The organism is Serratia sp. BIGb0163 (assembly GCF_024809935.1).
Taxonomy (GTDB): domain Bacteria; phylum Pseudomonadota; class Gammaproteobacteria; order Enterobacterales; family Enterobacteriaceae; genus Serratia; species Serratia quinivorans.
Map to the genome: position 1 here is coordinate 2119174 of NZ_JANUDZ010000001.1, position 16024 is coordinate 2135197.

Consider the following 16024-nt stretch of genomic DNA (forward strand, 5'->3'; position numbering starts at 1 on the left):
ACCCAGGATTACAGCCGTTTATGGTCATTGCCCATATATTGTGACCTGCGCGATGCAGTTTAAGGGATCCGCTTAGAAAACGGAAAACATCCCACCTTAAACCTATTTTTTAAGCAGACAGGCGTTGGCGGGCAGCTGTGAGCGAACAGCGGACAATTTATAGACCTGAAAGGGGTCAGGAAATCTCGCTGTTTTGTTCAGGCCAACCATCTGGTTCAGTTGGCCTTTATTTGAAAGGCTATTATTTGGAACGTGGTCAGGTCAGCGCGACCCTCACTTTTAGTCCAATAACGAGCGTGGCAAAAAACATTATGCAACCAGCGGTGATGAAAACACCGGTTACGCCGCTGATACCAAATAGTAATCCTCCCAACGCAGCACCCGCAGCAATTGAGGACTGAACTGCTGCGACTACCATACCGCCAGCGGTTTCAGCCTGGTCGGGAACCGAACGCGCTACCCAGTTTGACCACGCAACCGGTACGCCACCAAATGCCATCCCCCACAACGCGACGAACAACATCAATCCCTTTTCATCTAGAGGCAGCAAAATCATGCTTAATGCCGCTAAACCGACAAGTGCTGGCATGAGTATCAGGGTAAGACGCAGGCTTCTCTCCATCAGCCACCCGGCCAGCAGCGTACCGATAAAATTAGCGATGCCAAATCCAAGCAGTATCAAAGACAAACGATCCACATCAAGTTGGGCAATATTTTCAAGAGCCGGGCGAATATAGGTAAACAGCGCATACTGACCAGTATGAGCAATCACACACCCCGTCATTCCCATCGCAATGCCTGGGCGGCGGAGTAAATCCATGACAGATGCTGTTATCATCATTCTACGCGGCGCCATTCCGGGAAGGGTAAACAGCTGAAAGATCAGTGTCAGCACGCCGACTGCGGTTGCAGCGATAAAAGCACTACGCCAGCCATAAAGCCCACCTAAATAGCTCCCCAGCGGGATCGAAACCACAGTACCGACAGCAATACCGCTAAAAATAATGGAGAGAGCACGCGGGACGCTTTTAGCAGGAACCAGCCGCATAGCGACGGCAGCAGCCATACTCCAGAAGCCTCCCAGCGCGATGCCCAGCAAAATGCGCATAACTAACAGAACAGCCAGACTGGATGAAAGTGCGACAAGCAGGTTGGAGGTAATCATCAGCACGGTAAAACCAAGCAAAACATTTCGGCGATCATAATTACGTGTAAGGCGGGGAACCATCAGACCAGCAAACAGGGCCACCACAGCCGTTACCGTCACAGACTGACCAGCAAGAGCTTCGGTCACACCGAGATCGGCTGCCATGGGTGTCAACAGGCTGGCAGGAAGATATTCTGCAGTTAGCAAGCCAAACACGCCCATAGTCAGTGAAATAACGGCCATCCAAGCGGATTTTTTGGGTTCCGAACTATTCAAACTCGCAGATAAAGCTTCAGTTGCTTCATTTCTCATAACACACTCTTCTTGGGGAAAAAATGACAACGCCAAGTCTAGAGTTGAGCAGCTGGACGATCTATGATGCCACATCCTGATTTTTTACCCGAAACGCCGATTATGCATGTGAATAAACATTTTGCCCTGTCATCCGATCTCATCAGTGAACTGCTGCTGGAAATGCGCCTGCGTGGCGTGCAGTATCGCCGTTTACAGACTGGCTCTGAGTTTGGCGTCGGTTTTAGCAACAGGCCGGGACATGCCTATTTTCATTACATCGCTGTGGGTACTGCTCTGCTTCGTACACGCGAGGGTACGTTGCACGAACTGAAAGCCGGAAGCATGGTATTCATGCCTCAGGGTGAAGATCATCAGCTTGTATCGGATGTCAGCTGTTCATTTCAACATATCGACACATTAGGCTCTGCTCCTTTAGGCGAGGCCGTCAGCGGAATCAATACTTGCCCGAGTTCGCATCCGACACCCAGCACGGTTCTGTTTTATGGCTGTATGGAGTTTGATCTCGGTGGAATGCAGGGTCTTGGCAAACTGATGCCACAAGCCATAGTGGTTGAGGCAAATGAACAGATCTATCCAGGGCTGGTTCCCATTGTGGGCGCGATGAAATTTGAAATCTGTTCCGGACGCGCTGGCTTCGCTGGCATTCTGGCACGCCTCGCAGAAGTGGCGGCTGCCATGATTGTGCGTGGATGGATCGAAAACGGCAGCGAGAACGCCGCTGGCCTGATCGCTGCGTTACGTGATCCACGACTTGCCCGTGCTATTCTGGCCATTCATCGCGATACGAGTCGGGAGTGGTCTGTTGCTGAGCTAGCTGCCCAGTCGCATGTGTCACGTTCTGTTTTTGCTGAACGCTTCAAATCAATCATCGGCATCCCTCCCCAACGCTATGCAAGGGAGGTGCGAATGCGCATCGCAGGTCACTGGATTATTCACGATAAGATCTCAATTGATACCGTTGCTCTACGCCTCGGCTATGCCTCACAGGCAGCGTTTAGCCGAGCTTTTAAGCGCATCAATGGATATCCGCCGGGCGCTATGCGTAAGCGACCAGCGAGAGACTTTAATACAGTGAATGAGTGAATATTATCTTTATCATTTGCTAGATTCACCGTAGGAGACCGCGCTCAACATTAAAAACTGAGCGGAAACTGCTTTTCACCACTCAAATTATCGCAATTTCCTTAATGTCCGTTTCTGGCACTGAGCTGGTAACTGAGTTGGACACAGTCCGCTATAGCGAAAAGCAGACCTTAGCAATAATCAGTTAGTTCTGTTTTACTCGTTATTCTCAAATATCAACATTCTCAGTGGTGATTAATACTTGCAGAGAAAATATTCCTTAACAGAGAAGCTTGAAAAACAGTTTCTAGGTGATATCTTCAACACATAACTACCTAATCCGGAAGATAGTATGATTACTCTCAGGGATATGAATGAGGAAGAATTCGAAAATTATCGTTCTCTTTTCATCAATGAATATGCGCAGGATCTTCAAAAAAATCGGGGATATCTCTCCGAAAAAGCACTACTCAAAGCCATAGAATCTATTGATACAGTGTTGACTAAAGGTGTTACGACCCCAGCTAATCATCTGTGGTGTATTCAACAGCTTGATGAACCAGAGCAGGTTATTGGCTACCTGTGGTTGTCGATCACCAGGCCATCAGCATGGATAAGTGACTTCTACATTTATCCTAATTGGCGCAGCCGTGGATTCGGCAGTTTGGCTTTGTGCGTAATGAAAAAATTGCTAAAAGTAATGGACATCGATGAAGTCGGACTTAGGGTAGCTCCGGAGAATGCCTCAGCCAAAGCAATTTATCATAAGAATGGCTTTCATATTACCGGCATCAATATGTCTCAAAATTTAAACTAAATCATTTCAGGAAATTTAGGACGAGTTCTAACCAAAATCCGAAAATAATCAATTTTTCAAAGACCTCGTCATTCTGCGCCTCATAAAACTCATTTGAGTCAGGATTTCTACTACATTCTGCATTTTCGCAATTAAGAACTGCCTGTTTATCACAACTTGTTTAACAGGCACCTCAGGGTGAGCTCCCCCCATAAACTAACAAACGACGATACAAGTAACGTTCGCTCCTGGCACATAGCAGACTGTCAGAGCCCTTTGGACACAATCTCGCTTCGAGCAGAATTTTTGATTCTCGTTTTTGCTACCCTTCCTTCCTATGCAGAGAACATCGTAGAACGACCAACACATGAACGGGTTGGTGCCAGGAGTGGCTGCAAAGCCACCCGCCCGCCGGATCTGCCAACGCGCCATGCACAATCTGAAATGAAGTAAACTCAGGCCCCGCGAATGGTGCCACGCCAGACAAAATCGGCATGGTACAGCCGGGTTTCACCCGGCATCTCCTGCCCCAGTGCCGGCATCATGCTCTCTTCTTTCTTCTCTTCGGCCACCAGCCACGCAACCGAATCCTGAGCAAATATCGCCACCGGCTGGGTAAAAGTGGTGAGATGGTAAGAAGACCAGGCCGCCTGCGGAATATCGTCGTAGCCCGCAACACAAAGATCTTCAGGAATACGCAGCCCAAAACGATGGCGCGCCTCGTCCATAAAGCCGCAGGCCAATAAATCCGTGACGCAGAACACCGCATCAGGCCGCTCGCGCCGGGTCAACAGGCGGTGCGCCAGGATCTGACCGCTCTCATAGGAGGTGGTACCGAAGCGTTCGACGCTCACCGGTAACCCCGCCGCTTCAGCTGCCTGCAGAAAACCCCGTTCACGCGCCATCAGGCTGGGCGTACCGGCCAAAGAGTTGGCAAAAGCGATGCGTTGGCAGCCCGCACGGGCGAACGCCATCACCACTCTGCCCGCCGCTTCTTCGTTATCCAGCCGGATGCTGAGTGAGCCGGGCAAGGTGTCATCACGGTTAATCAGCACCAGCCGCTGGCCGTGCCTGTGACACAGCCGGGCAATGGCGCTGTCGGGCATGCCGGATAGCACAAAGGAGGCATCTGCCCGGAAGTTTATCGCCTGTTGCAGCGCCTGGGAGACGCTGTCATCGGAGCGATCGGTGTTAATCAACATGGCTATTTTGCCCGCATCCTGCAAATGCTGAGTCAGCAAACGCACCAGGCTGGCCCGGTAAGGGGTCGCCAACTCTGAAACGATCAGGCAAACAATGCCGCTGCGGTTACGTACCAATCCCCGAGCCAAATGGTTAACGTGATATCCCAGTTCTTCAGCCGCCCGCATCACCTTCTCGCGGGTCGCCGCCGACACGCTGGCACCAGACGTATAAGTCCGCGAGACCGCCGATCGGGAAACTCCAGCCAATTCCGCCACGTCTTTCGCACTGATCATCGCCTTGTCCACCGCCATCTTCATATCCATCCATTTTCTGCTCTGCGAAAAGTTTGCCGCACTTTGCAAAGCTGTGCAAATTTTTATCGGTAAAAATGTTTCATTTTTGTGACGAGAAGGTTGAATTGTTTCATTGCGCGATTGACAGCACAATTTTTATCCTCTAGTTATTTGCACACACGTGCAAAAAGAATAGGCGACAACGTATCGCCACCCTACACAACCAAGGAGAACACCATGCATCGCGTTACTCTGATAGCGGTCCTCGCCGCTGGCTCTGCACTCTCTGCTTCACCTGTTTTCGCCGCTGGGAAATTGAACATGATCTGCTCCGCCGATGTGGTGGTCTGCGAACAGATGACCAATCTGTTCGAGAAACAGCATCCGGATATCAAAGTCAGTATGGTGCGCCTCTCCGCCGGGGAAGCCTACGCACGTATTCGTACCGAAGCCCGTAACCCGCGCACCGATATTTGGTGGGCAGGCACTGGCGATCCGCATATGCAGGCCGCGGACGAAGGGTTAACCCAGCCTTATAAATCCCCGTTGCTTGATCAACAGCACGACTGGGCGCGTAAACAGGCGGAAAGCGCCGGTTACCGCACCGTGGGTGTTTATGCCGGGGCGCTCGGTTGGGGTTACAACACCAAGCTATTGGCGGAGAAAAAACTCAAGGTGCCTGCCTGCTGGAGCGACCTGCTGGACCCGGCCTACAAAGGCGAGATCCAGATGGCTAACCCAAATTCTTCCGGTACCGCTTACAACACCCTCGCCACTCTGGTGCAGATCATGGGCGAAGAACCGGCCTTCGACTACCTGAAAAAGCTCAACGCCAATATCTCGCAGTACACCAAATCCGGCTCGGCGCCGGTGAAGGCAGCGGCACGCGGCGAAACCACCGTCGGTATCGTGTTTATGCATGATGCCGTCGCAATGCAGGTCGATGGCTTCCCAATCAAGGCCGTTGCCCCGTGCGAAGGCACAGGTTTTGAAATTGGTTCGATGTCGATCGTCAAAGGCGCACGCAACCTCAATGAGGCCAAGGTGTGGTACGACTGGGCGCTCAGCGCTGATGCGCAATCGCACATGAAAGACGCCAAATCCTTCCAGTTGCCGTCAAATCGTAACGCGGCGATTTCCGAATATGCGCCACGCTTTGAGAACATCAAACTGATCGATTACGACTTTAAAACCTACGGCGCGACAGAAAAACGCAAGGCACTGCTCAGCCGCTGGGATAAAGAGATCGGCGCCAGCGCCCAATAATTCACCTCCTTTTTCTGCCGTATGTGAAGCGCTCTGCAACAAACCGGGCGAGGAGATCCTCGTCCGTGCAACAGCGCAGTGACGGAAATATGAACTCTCGAGGTTACGATGAATGCTCAAAACCGCCGCCTGGACGGGGCCCTCGTGCTGGGCGCACTGGCCGTATTGCTACTGCCCTGGTACAGCCAGGAAGCCGGGTTCTTCGACTTTGGCTGGCTGAGTACGCTGTGGCGGGATCAGGCCAGTGCCCCCGCGCTGTGGCAAATACTGACCTTTCAACGCCCCTGGCTGCTGATTGCCCTGCTGATGCTGCTGGTTTGCGCGCCGGCACGCCTGCTGCCGGTGAGCCGCCTGCGCTCGCAACTGCTGATGTGCGCCAGCGTCGTCGGCATCGTATTTTTGCTGTTTGAAGGCCACGCCATCGGCTACAGCGGTTGGAACTGGCAGTGGAGCGAACAGCTGTTTGGCACGCTCAGCGACGGCCAACCCGCCTTTGGCGCCGGTGCCATTTTGCTGATCACCACCTTTTTGCTGTTGTTCTCTTTTGCGCTGGCCGAACGCGGCGTGCTGAAGGGGGATGCCTTTGTGGTGGCCGCCATCGTGCTGCTGGTCGCGCTGGTCACCACTTTCGTGCTCTACCCGGTTCTGAGCATGTTTGTCTCCTCGGTACAGGACGTGGACGGCTCGTTTAAACCCGACGGCCTGATCGCCAATATGCAGGATCCGGCCATCTGGAGCCTGGGTTGCCTGAAAGGCGGCAGTTGCGGTACCGCCTGGCGCACCCTGACCCTGGCGTTGATGACCGCCAGCGGTTCCACGCTGCTCGGCCTGGCTTTTGCGCTGGCCGCCACCCGCACGCCGCTGCCGTTCAAAAAAGGGCTGCGCCTGCTGACCGTACTGCCGATCATCACGCCGCCGTTTGTAATTGGGCTGGCGCTGATGCTGCTGTTTGGCCGCGCGGGCGTGGTTACCGAACTGCTCGCCAGCCTGTTTGGCATCGAGCCAGGCCGATGGCTGTATGGCCTGACCGGCATCTGGATAGCGCAGGTGCTCTCTTTCACCCCGATAGCCTTCCTAGTGCTGATTGGCGTGGTGGAAGGGGTCAGTCCCTCGCTGGAAGAAGCCTCACAGACGCTGCGCGCCAACCGCTGGCGTACCTTCCGCTATGTTTCACTGCCGCTGATGGCCCCCGGTCTGGCCAACGCCTTCCTGATCAGCTTTATCGAAAGCATGGCGGACTTCGGCAATCCGATGGTGCTGGGGGGCAGCCACGGCGTGCTGTCGACCGAGATCTTCTTCTCGGTGGTCGGTGCGCAAAACGATCCAAGCCGCGCCGCCGTCCTGGCGATCATCCTGCTGTGCTTCACCCTCAGTGCCTTTATCTTGCAGCGCCTGTGGCTGGCGGGAAAAAACTTCGCCACCGTCACCGGCAAAGGAGATTCCGGCACCCACTGCGGGCTGCCACGCGGCTTGCGCTATGCCGTTTACGCGTTGGTGATCCCCTGGGGGCTATTCACGCTGGTGATCTACGGCATGATCCTGATCGGCGGTTTTGTGCAGTCCTGGGGGCTGGATAACAGCCTGACGCTGGCTCATTACGCCCGCGCCTTCGGTTTCCAGTGGAACAGCGGCCAGATAGTCTGGACCGGGGTCGCCTGGAACTCGTTCTGGACCACGCTGGAAATTGCCCTGATCGCCGCGCCGCTTACCGCCATTGTTGGCCTGCTCACTGCCTGGCTGATCGTGCGGCAGAAGTTTGCCGGTCGCCAGACCTTTGAGTTTATGCTCATGCTCAGTTTTGCCATCCCCGGCACGGTGATCGGCGTCAGTTACATCATGGCGTATAACCTGCCGCCGCTGGAGATCACCGGTACCGCACTGATCCTGGTGGCCTGCTTCGTGTTCCGTAATATGCCGGTCGGCGTGCGCGGTGGCATCGCCGCCATGAGCCAGCTGGATCGCAGCCTGGATGAAGCCTCGCTGACGCTACGCGCCAGCAGTTTCCGCACCCTGCGCAAAGTGATCCTGCCGCTGCTGAAACCCGCTATCAGCGCAGCTCTGGTTTATGCCTTTGTGCGGGCAATTACCTCGATCAGCGCGGTGATTTTCCTGGTCAGCGCTCAGTACAACATGGCCACCTCCTACATCGTCGGGCTGGTGGAAAACGGGGAATACGGCGTGGCTATCGCCTACTCCTCGGTGCTTATCGTGGTGATGCTGGCGGTGATCCTCAGCTTCCAGTTGCTGGTGGGCGAACGTCGCCTGCGCCGCGCAATAACTGCTACCCCGCCGGTGACGCCACCCGCGGCCTTACATCAGGAGAATGCCCTATGACTGCCATTCGCTCCGGCTCGGTGGTGTTTGAGAACGTCACCAAACAGTTTGCCGACTTCACTGCCCTGCCCGGCCTTTCGCTCACCGTCGAACCCGGCACGCTGGTGACGCTGCTCGGCCCTTCGGGCTGCGGCAAAACCACTACCCTGCGCCTGCTGGCCGGCCTGGAACATCCGACCTCAGGACGTATTCTGATCGGCGGCAAAGAAGTCACGCATCTGCCTGCCAATGAGCGCGACGTGGCTATGGTATTCCAGTCCTACGCCCTGTTCCCGCATATGAATGCGCTGGACAACGTGATGTACGGCCTGCTCGCCAGCGGTCTGCCGCGTAAAGAGGCGCAGGATCGGGCACGCGAGGGGTTGAAGCTGGTCGGCCTGGAAAACATGGGCCAACGCCTGCCCGCCGAACTCTCTGGCGGCCAGCAGCAGCGCATTGCCGTGTCGCGTGCGCTGGTTTTAGAACCCCAGGTGCTGCTGCTCGACGAACCCCTATCCAATCTTGACGAACGGCTGCGTCGCCGGGTGCGCACCGAGATCCGCGACTTGCAGCAGCGCCTTGGCTTTACCGCCGTGTATGTCACTCACGATCAGGAAGAGGCTTTGGCGGTCTCCGATAAGATTATCGTCATGAAAGAAGGGCATATTGCCCAACAGGGTGCGCCACAGGAGCTCTATCACTCGCCGGCGTCGGTGTTTATCGCCGACTTTATGGGCGAGGCCAATATTCTGCCTTGTGACATTGAGCGGGTAGATAACGGCGAGGCGCTGATCACCCTCGGCAGCCGTCAGTACCGGGTGCCGGGCGCTAAAGCCCGCCCCGGCGCCGCCCAGCTTTCGGTGCGGCCACAGTTTATTACCCTGCAGCCAGAGCAGACCGGGGCATTAAACGGCGAAGTAACCCATAGCGCCTGGCTGGGGGACCATATCGAATATGAAGTGAAGACCGATCTCGGCGCGCTGTTTATTGTCGATGTGCAGATGGAACGCCAGCTGACGCCGACCACTCGCGTGGCCATTGATTTCAAATCGCAGGGGCTGGCGCTGATTGCCCAGTAAGCCGCAAAATATTAAGGAGCTAAAATGAATGAGCTGATTTCCCAACGCCTGACGCTGGCCGAGCAGGCGGCGCGAGCGGCCGGCGACAAAGCGCTGGACTATTTTAACCGCCGCGAAAGCCTGGTGATTGAAACCAAACGCGATGCGCAGGACGTGGTATCAATTGCCGACCGCGAAGTTGAATTGCTGATCCGCGAGAAAATCGCCCAGCAGTTCCCGAACGACGGTTTTTTGGGGGAGGAGTTTGGCCTGCAGCCGGGTGACTCTGGCTACACCTGGGTGGTAGATCCGATCGACGGCACCAGCCCTTTCGTTAACGGTATGCCGAACTGGTGTGTATCGATTGCGGTTATTTATCAGGGTGAGCCTGTGATCGGGGTGATCGTCGCCCCTTGTCAGCAAGAGTGCTTTGTTGCGGCACGCGGTGCAGGTGCCACGCTTAATGGCAAACCGCTGCGGGTGGATCCACAGCGCACCATGCAAAACCACGTCACCGGTTTTGGTGCCAACAGCTATGTAACGCCCGAGCGCGTTGGCGAAATAGCTGCCGCGATCACCGCGGTGGGCGGCAATTTCTTCCGTAACGGTTCCGGTGCCATGATGCTGGCCTGGGTCGCCGCAGGAAGACTGGTGGGTTATTACGAGCCTTATATGCACGCCTGGGATTGTCTGGCGGGTTACTGCCTGGTTAATGAAGCCGGTGGCTGGACCCATCCGTTTAATACCGACGGGGAACATCTGCTGCGCGGCGGGCCGGTGCTGGCGGTCGCGCCAGGGGCCAAACAAGATTTAATGCAGATCGCGCAACTGTAATTTGACCGGGTTCACTACAGGGGCGCAGCATGCAGCGCCCCTACTCTTCTACAAACCGCGTTTTTCCATCAGAACCGCCAGATCCACCAGCCGGTTAGAGAAGCCCCACTCGTTGTCGTACCAGGCGAGGATCTTGACCAAATTACCGCCAATCACCAGCGTGGAAAGCCCATCAATCACCGACGAACGCGGGTCGCCTCTATAATCACTGGACACCAAAGGCTCATCGCTATAGCCAAGAATATCCTTGAGAGGACCGGATTCGGCGGCCTGGCGGAAAGCCGCGTTGATCTCTTCGGCCGTCACTTCACGTTTCAGCGTGACCGTTAAGTCCACGATAGACACTACCGGTACCGGCACCCGCAGCGAGTAACCGGTCAGTCGACCGTCCAGCTCCGGGATCACCTTGCCGAGCGCTTTGGCGGCACCGCTGGAATAAGGCACAATCGACTCCGCTGCGGCACGGGCACCGCGCAGGTCTTTTTCCGGTTGGTCATGCAGTGCCTGGCTATTGGTGTAGGCATGGGTAGTATTCATCAGACCGTATTCAATACCGAATGCCTGATGCAATACCTGGGCGGCAGGGGCCAGACCGTTAGTGGTACAACTGCCGTTGCTGACCACAAAATGTTTGGCCGGATCGTATTGCTGATGGTTAACGCCCAGCACCAGCGTAATATCATCGTCCTTGCCCGGTGCCGAGATAATGACTCGCTTGGCACCGCCTTGGGTGATGTGCACTTCGGCCTTGGCTTTGTCGGTGAAAAAGCCTGTCGCCTCAATCACCACCTCAACACCCACGCTGCTCCATGGGATGGCAGCCGGATCTCTTTCAGAGAAAACATGAATCGGCCGACCATCGAGCAGCAACTGGTTCTCACCGGCTTCGACGCTGGCTGCCAGAGTGCCTGAAAGCGAATCGTATTTCAGCAGGTGCGCCAGGGTTTTGCTGTCGGTCAAATCATTGATTGCCACAACCTGAAAGTCGCTGCGACCTAACGCTGCGCGCAACACGTTCCTGCCGATCCTGCCGAATCCATTAATGCCTACTTTGACCATGATCTACTCCTTCATTATTGGCTCTGTCACCAATCTAAACCGGAGAGGTCAGTGTCGTAAATGACGTTTGCAGATCAATTTAGGCCAACATGCGGGAATGAAAACGCTCGCGATACTCGGTAGGTGAGAGTTGCAAATGCCGCTCAAAAACGCGCCGCAGATTGAGGCCATTGCCAAACCCGCAACTGATGGCGATTTGCTCAATACCTTCCGCACTCTGCTCCAGGCGTTGCCGGGCCAGATATAAACGCCCTTCTTCAACAAATTTGGCGGGGGAAATACCGGTTTCACGCGTGAACACCCGGGTAAAGTTACGCGGACTCATGGCAACCCGTTCCGCCAACTGCTCAACGGAAAGGTCTGCGGCCAGATTCTCCAGGATCCACGACTGAAGATCGCGGATTGGGCCAGGGGTTTTAGCCTGATTTAAAGGATAACGGCTGAACTGCGCCTGACCACCAGGCCGACGCAGGAACATCACCAGATCTTGCGCCACTTCACGCGCCTGAACAAAACCGTAATCGTCCTCCACCAGCGCCAGGGTGAGATCGAAGCCGGAACTGACCCCGCCCGAAGTCCAGACGGAACCATCCTGCACGTACAACGGCCCATTTTCGACCTGCACTTTTGGGAAACGAGTCTGCAAGGTTTCCAGTAATCGCCAATGGGTGGTGGCACGGCGTCCATCCAGCAAACCGGCTTCGGCCAGCAGCAACGCCCCACCGCAAACCGACGCAATACGCCGCGCCTTGGGTGCGGCACGCCGTAGCCAGTCGACAACATAGGCACTCTCTTCCTCGGTCGCGCCTTTTCCGGTCACTATGATGGTGTCGCGTTCCTGCTCTGGGTCGAGATCTGAAAGACGATGATCGGCCAACAGATTCAAGCCGGACGACCCATGCACCACCCGGTGAGATTGGGTGGTGACGATCGCCATCCGGTAGAGCGGAGCGTCGTTGGGCCTCAAGCGGTTGGCTTGCATCAGGATGTCGGCGATGCCTGCCGACTCAAATAACATGCCCCCTTCGGGGACGATAATCAGAAAGGTATGCATGTCCTTAAAATACAAAATGAGCAAAATAAGTCAAGCCCGCCACCGGAGAGGCTGGCAGGCTTTCGATACGCGACTTATCAGCGCCAGTCCAGCGCCGGTGCAATATGCTTCAGGATCGACTCAATCACATGGGCGTTATACTCAACGCCCAACTGGTTTGGCACGGTCAACAGCAAGGTGTCCGCTTCGGCAATGGCTTCATCCTGCGCCAGTTGCTTGATCAGCAGCTCCGGCTCGGCGGCATAACTGCGGCCGAATATCGCCCGGGTCTGATCGCCGATATAGCCCACCTGATCGCCCTCCTGCCCGCTATTGCCGAAGTAACTGCGGTCCTGCTGGTTCATCAGCGCAAAAATGCTGCGGCTGACCGACACACGCGGCTCTCGTTTATGTCCTGCCAGCTTCCAGGCCTCGCGATAAGCGCGGATCTGTTTGGCCTGCTGCACGTGGAACGGCTCACCGGTTTCGTCGTTTTTCAGCGTCGAGCTTTGCAGGTTCATCCCCAGCTTCGCGGCCCAAACTGCCGTGGCGTCTGAGCTGGCCCCCCACCAGATACGATCCCGCAGCCCGGCAGAGAAGGGTTCAACGCGTAGCAGGCCAGGAGGATTAGGGAACATCGGCTGCGGGCTGGGTTCGGCGAACCCTTCACCGCGCAGCGCGTCCAGCAGCACTTCGGTGTGGCGACGGGCCATATCGGCTTCGGTCTCGCCGTCCGCAGGCGTGTAACCAAAGTATCGCCAGCCATCAATCACCTGCTCGGGAGAACCGCGGCTGATGCCAAGCTGCAAGCGTCCGCCTGAAATCAGGTCGGCGGCTCCGGCGTCTTCAACCATATACAGCGGGTTTTCATAGCGCATGTCGATCACGCCGGTACCAATCTCAATACGCTGGGTTTTGGCACCGATGGCAGCCAACAGCGGGAATGGCGAGCCAAGCTGGCGTGCAAAGTGATGCACGCGGAAATAGGCCCCATCCGCCCCCAGCTCTTCTGCCGCGACGGCCAGGTCGATCGATTGCAGCAACGCATCGCCGGCCGAACGGGTGCCCGACTGTGACGAAGGCGTCCAGTGGCCAAAAGAGAGAAATCCAATTTTCTTCATGGGTGGTGTCCTTAGGTTCAATTATGACCGGATTACAGTGACAAATATGCCCCCTGTCAGGCCAGAAAAATTGTCTTCGACCGCACTAAACGAACCGTTTTTGGCAGAGAAAATCCTCCAGGCTTCCCCCCGCCCAAACATTGTAATCAAAAAGTAAATATCGTATAACAGGCTCCTCCGAGGGGTGTCCTGTAATGGGCTGAGATGGCGCAAGCCGAACCCTTTGAACCTGATCTGGGTCATGCCAGCGAAGGGACGGGTCGGCAATAACGCTATCAGTCATTGCCTGTTCATACCTCAGCGCGCCCGGATCTCCACTCACTTTTGGAGGTCCCATGTTTACTCCCCAATTCGACGACGGTCTCTACGGACAACTGCGCCTGCGCGCCGGTAACCACTGGCAGGACTATGTCGCTCACCCCTTTATTCAGCAACTGGCCGCCGGTACGCTACCCGAACCTGCTTTCCGCCGCTATCTGACCCAGGACTATCTGTTCCTGATCCACTTCGCCCGCGCTTACGCCCTGCTGGTCAGCAAACTGCGCACCCTGCCGGAGATGCGCACGGCCACCGCCTCGCTCAATGCGATTGTCGCCGAGCTGCCTTTGCATCTGGCCTATTGCGCCGACTGGGGCCTCAGCGAGCCGCAGATTGCCGCCGAGCCAGAAGCCGCAGAAACCCTCAATTACACCCGTTATGTACTCGATATCGGCCACTCCGGGGACGCTCTCGACCTGCTGGCGGCGCTGTTGCCCTGCGTCGCCGGCTATGCCGAGATTGGCCTGCGGCTGCTGGGCGACCCTGCCACGGTGATGGAGGGCAACCCTTACGCCTCGTGGATCCGCAACTATGGCGATCCGGGCTATCTGGCCGGGGTGCAGGCCGCTATCGATCTGCTGGAAAACGTCGGCCGTCAGCGCGGTGCAGAAAGCCGCCTGGGCGAACTGTCAGAGATTTTCACCACCGCCACCCGACTGGAATCTGCCTTCTGGCAAATGGGGCTGAATGCCCAATGAGTATAGGCAACGCGCAACACCATGGCGTTCGGCCGGGTATTCAGGTGCAGGATTTAACCCTGCGCTTTGGTCAGCAGGTGATTTTCGAGCGACTGAGCTTCGATATCGCAGGCGGCAGTTTTGTTGCCCTGCTCGGCGCCAGCGGCGCGGGGAAAACCAGCCTGTTGAAGATTATTGCCGGGCTGGAAAAACCCACCTCCGGTTCTGTTACCGGCAGTGACGGCCTGCCGATTGCCGGGCGCATCGCTTATATGGGGCAAAAGGATTTGCTCTATCCGTGGCTGACCATTGACCAGAACATCAGCCTCGGCGCGCGGCTGCGCGGTGAAAAGGTCGATCGGCCCTGGGCGGAACACCTGCGGGAACGCGTGGGGCTGAGTGGCTATGGCAATGCCTTGCCTGCTGCGCTGTCCGGTGGCATGCGCCAGCGCGCCGCCATCGCCCGTACCCTGTATGAACGCCAGCCGATTGTGCTGATGGATGAGCCTTTCTCGGCGCTGGACACCATTACCCGCGCCATGATCCAGCAACTGGCCGCCGAACTGCTGGCGCAGCACACCGTATTGCTGATTACCCACGACCCAATGGAAGCCTGCCGTCTCAGCCATCACCTGCTGGTACTGTCCCGCTATCCCGCCGGTATTGACGATAGCCATGTTATCGAAGGTTTGCCGCCGCGCGCACCGGACGATCCTCAACTGCTAAAAAGCCAGAGCGAGCTGTTGTTGCAACTGGTGAGGGCCGCCGGATGAAACCACAGATTGAAAACCGTCTGTCGCGGATGCGCCGCAGCCTGACGGTGTTTGCCGGCCTGCTATTGCTGTGGGGACTGGTCACTCTGGGTGATATTCCGGCTTTTCTGCTGCCTTCGCCCACCTCAGTCGCGCAGGCGCTGTGGAACGACCGGGCTTACCTCGGTTACCACACGCTGATCACCGCCGCAGAGATCGCCTGCGGCCTGCTGGCCGGGGTGTTGCTCGGTGCCGTACTGGCGCTGTGCATGATTTATTCCCCGCGGCTGCAACGCTGGCTAATGCCGCTGGTGCTAACCAGTCAGGCTATCCCGGTGTTTGCACTGGCCCCGCTGTTGGTGCTGTGGTTCGGTTTTGGCATGAGCGCCAAGGTGGTGATGGCCGTGTTGGTGATCTTCTTCCCGGTTACCTCAGCCTTCTTCGACGGACTGCGCCGGGTCAATAACGATTATCTCGATCTGGCCCGCACCCTGCGCGCTTCTCCCTGGGCGCAACTGCGGCACGTGCGGCTGATGGCGGCACTGCCGGCCTTTGGCTCCGGGCTGCGCATGGCCGCCGCCGTCGCCCCGATCGGCGCGATCATCGGCGAATGGGTCGGCTCGGCGGAAGGTTTGGGTTACGTAATGCTGAACGCCAACGCGCGCATGCAGACCGACGTCTGTTTTGCCGCGCTGTTTATTCTGGTGCTGATGACCGTCCTGCTTTGGGTGACGGTGGACGCACTGCTGCTGCGCCTGATCGACTGGGCGCCGGAAAATGACTGATAACAAGGGA

General features: G+C 56.5%; 14 protein-coding genes and 1 riboswitch. Of the genes, 9 read left to right on the top strand and 5 right to left on the bottom strand.

What is annotated here, in order from left to right:
* Window positions 1-256: 256 nt before the first annotated feature.
* Window positions 257-1459, bottom strand: coding sequence for an MFS transporter (locus M2406_RS10155; RefSeq protein ID WP_405050619.1), 1203 nt, complete (start codon window positions 1457-1459; stop codon window positions 257-259).
* A 63-nt stretch (window positions 1460-1522) separates the two neighbouring features.
* On the opposite strand from M2406_RS10155, the gene M2406_RS10160 reads away from it, so the two are divergent.
* Both M2406_RS10160 and M2406_RS10165 read left to right on the top strand, forming a co-directional pair.
* Entirely contained in the window at window positions 1523-2545 is a 1023-nt protein-coding gene (locus M2406_RS10160) for an AraC family transcriptional regulator (RefSeq protein WP_259189823.1), read from the top strand.
* A 331-nt stretch (window positions 2546-2876) separates the two neighbouring features.
* Window positions 2877-3341 (top strand): GNAT family N-acetyltransferase, encoded by a 465-nt coding sequence (locus M2406_RS10165; protein ID WP_259189824.1) that lies wholly within the window; start codon window positions 2877-2879, stop codon window positions 3339-3341.
* 434 nt (window positions 3342-3775) lie between these two features.
* Here the strand turns inward: M2406_RS10165 and M2406_RS10170 are convergent, their stop codons facing one another.
* The gene (locus tag M2406_RS10170; RefSeq protein WP_172491191.1) at window positions 3776-4816 is read right to left on the bottom strand and encodes a LacI family DNA-binding transcriptional regulator; all 1041 of its coding nucleotides are present in this window, start codon (window positions 4814-4816) and stop codon (window positions 3776-3778) included.
* 219 nt (window positions 4817-5035) lie between these two features.
* Between M2406_RS10170 and M2406_RS10175 the strand changes: the two genes are divergently transcribed.
* The 4 genes from M2406_RS10175 to M2406_RS10190 all read left to right on the top strand — a co-directional run bounded on the left by M2406_RS10175 (window position 5036) and on the right by M2406_RS10190 (window position 10269).
* Window positions 5036-6064: an ABC transporter substrate-binding protein gene (locus M2406_RS10175; RefSeq protein ID WP_112362473.1), complete on the top strand. Its 1029-nt coding sequence runs from the start codon at window positions 5036-5038 to the stop codon at window positions 6062-6064.
* A 108-nt stretch (window positions 6065-6172) separates the two neighbouring features.
* Window positions 6173-8398: an iron ABC transporter permease gene (locus M2406_RS10180; protein WP_259189825.1), complete on the top strand. Its 2226-nt coding sequence runs from the start codon at window positions 6173-6175 to the stop codon at window positions 8396-8398.
* The gene (locus tag M2406_RS10185) at window positions 8395-9456 is read left to right on the top strand and encodes an ABC transporter ATP-binding protein (RefSeq protein WP_259189826.1); all 1062 of its coding nucleotides are present in this window, start codon (window positions 8395-8397) and stop codon (window positions 9454-9456) included. Before M2406_RS10180 ends, M2406_RS10185 begins: the two co-directional genes overlap by 4 nt.
* A gap of 24 nt (window positions 9457-9480) precedes the next feature.
* Window positions 9481-10269, top strand: a complete 789-nt coding sequence (locus M2406_RS10190; RefSeq protein WP_112362475.1) for an inositol monophosphatase family protein — start codon at window positions 9481-9483, stop codon at window positions 10267-10269.
* Window positions 10270-10317: 48 nt separating this feature from the next.
* Here M2406_RS10190 and gap read toward each other — a convergent pair whose 3' ends face one another.
* The 3 genes from gap to M2406_RS10205 form a co-directional block, all read right to left on the bottom strand.
* Window positions 10318-11328: a type I glyceraldehyde-3-phosphate dehydrogenase gene (gene gap, locus M2406_RS10195; protein ID WP_012145839.1), complete on the bottom strand. Its 1011-nt coding sequence runs from the start codon at window positions 11326-11328 to the stop codon at window positions 10318-10320.
* A gap of 79 nt (window positions 11329-11407) precedes the next feature.
* Entirely contained in the window at window positions 11408-12382 is a 975-nt protein-coding gene (locus M2406_RS10200) for a GlxA family transcriptional regulator (protein ID WP_012145840.1), read from the bottom strand.
* A gap of 77 nt (window positions 12383-12459) precedes the next feature.
* A complete protein-coding gene (locus M2406_RS10205) occupies window positions 12460-13482 on the bottom strand; it encodes an LLM class flavin-dependent oxidoreductase (RefSeq protein WP_012145841.1) in 1023 nt (340 codons plus the stop codon).
* Window positions 13483-13652: 170 nt separating this feature from the next.
* A riboswitch (TPP riboswitch) is annotated at window positions 13653-13755 on the top strand.
* Window positions 13756-13817: 62 nt separating this feature from the next.
* Here M2406_RS10205 and tenA point away from each other — a divergent pair.
* Genes tenA through M2406_RS10220 form a run of 3 tightly spaced genes read left to right on the top strand, consistent with a single transcriptional unit; the run spans window position 13818 to window position 16014 of the window.
* On the top strand, window positions 13818-14498 hold the full coding sequence (gene tenA, locus M2406_RS10210; protein ID WP_259189827.1) for a thiaminase II: 681 nt from the start codon (window positions 13818-13820) through the stop codon (window positions 14496-14498).
* A complete protein-coding gene (locus M2406_RS10215; RefSeq protein WP_259189828.1) occupies window positions 14495-15250 on the top strand; it encodes an ABC transporter ATP-binding protein in 756 nt (251 codons plus the stop codon). The genes tenA and M2406_RS10215 overlap by 4 nt, the downstream gene beginning before the upstream one ends.
* Entirely contained in the window at window positions 15247-16014 is a 768-nt protein-coding gene (locus M2406_RS10220) for an ABC transporter permease (RefSeq protein ID WP_259189829.1), read from the top strand. The genes M2406_RS10215 and M2406_RS10220 overlap by 4 nt, the downstream gene beginning before the upstream one ends.
* Window positions 16015-16024 lie beyond the last annotated feature (10 nt).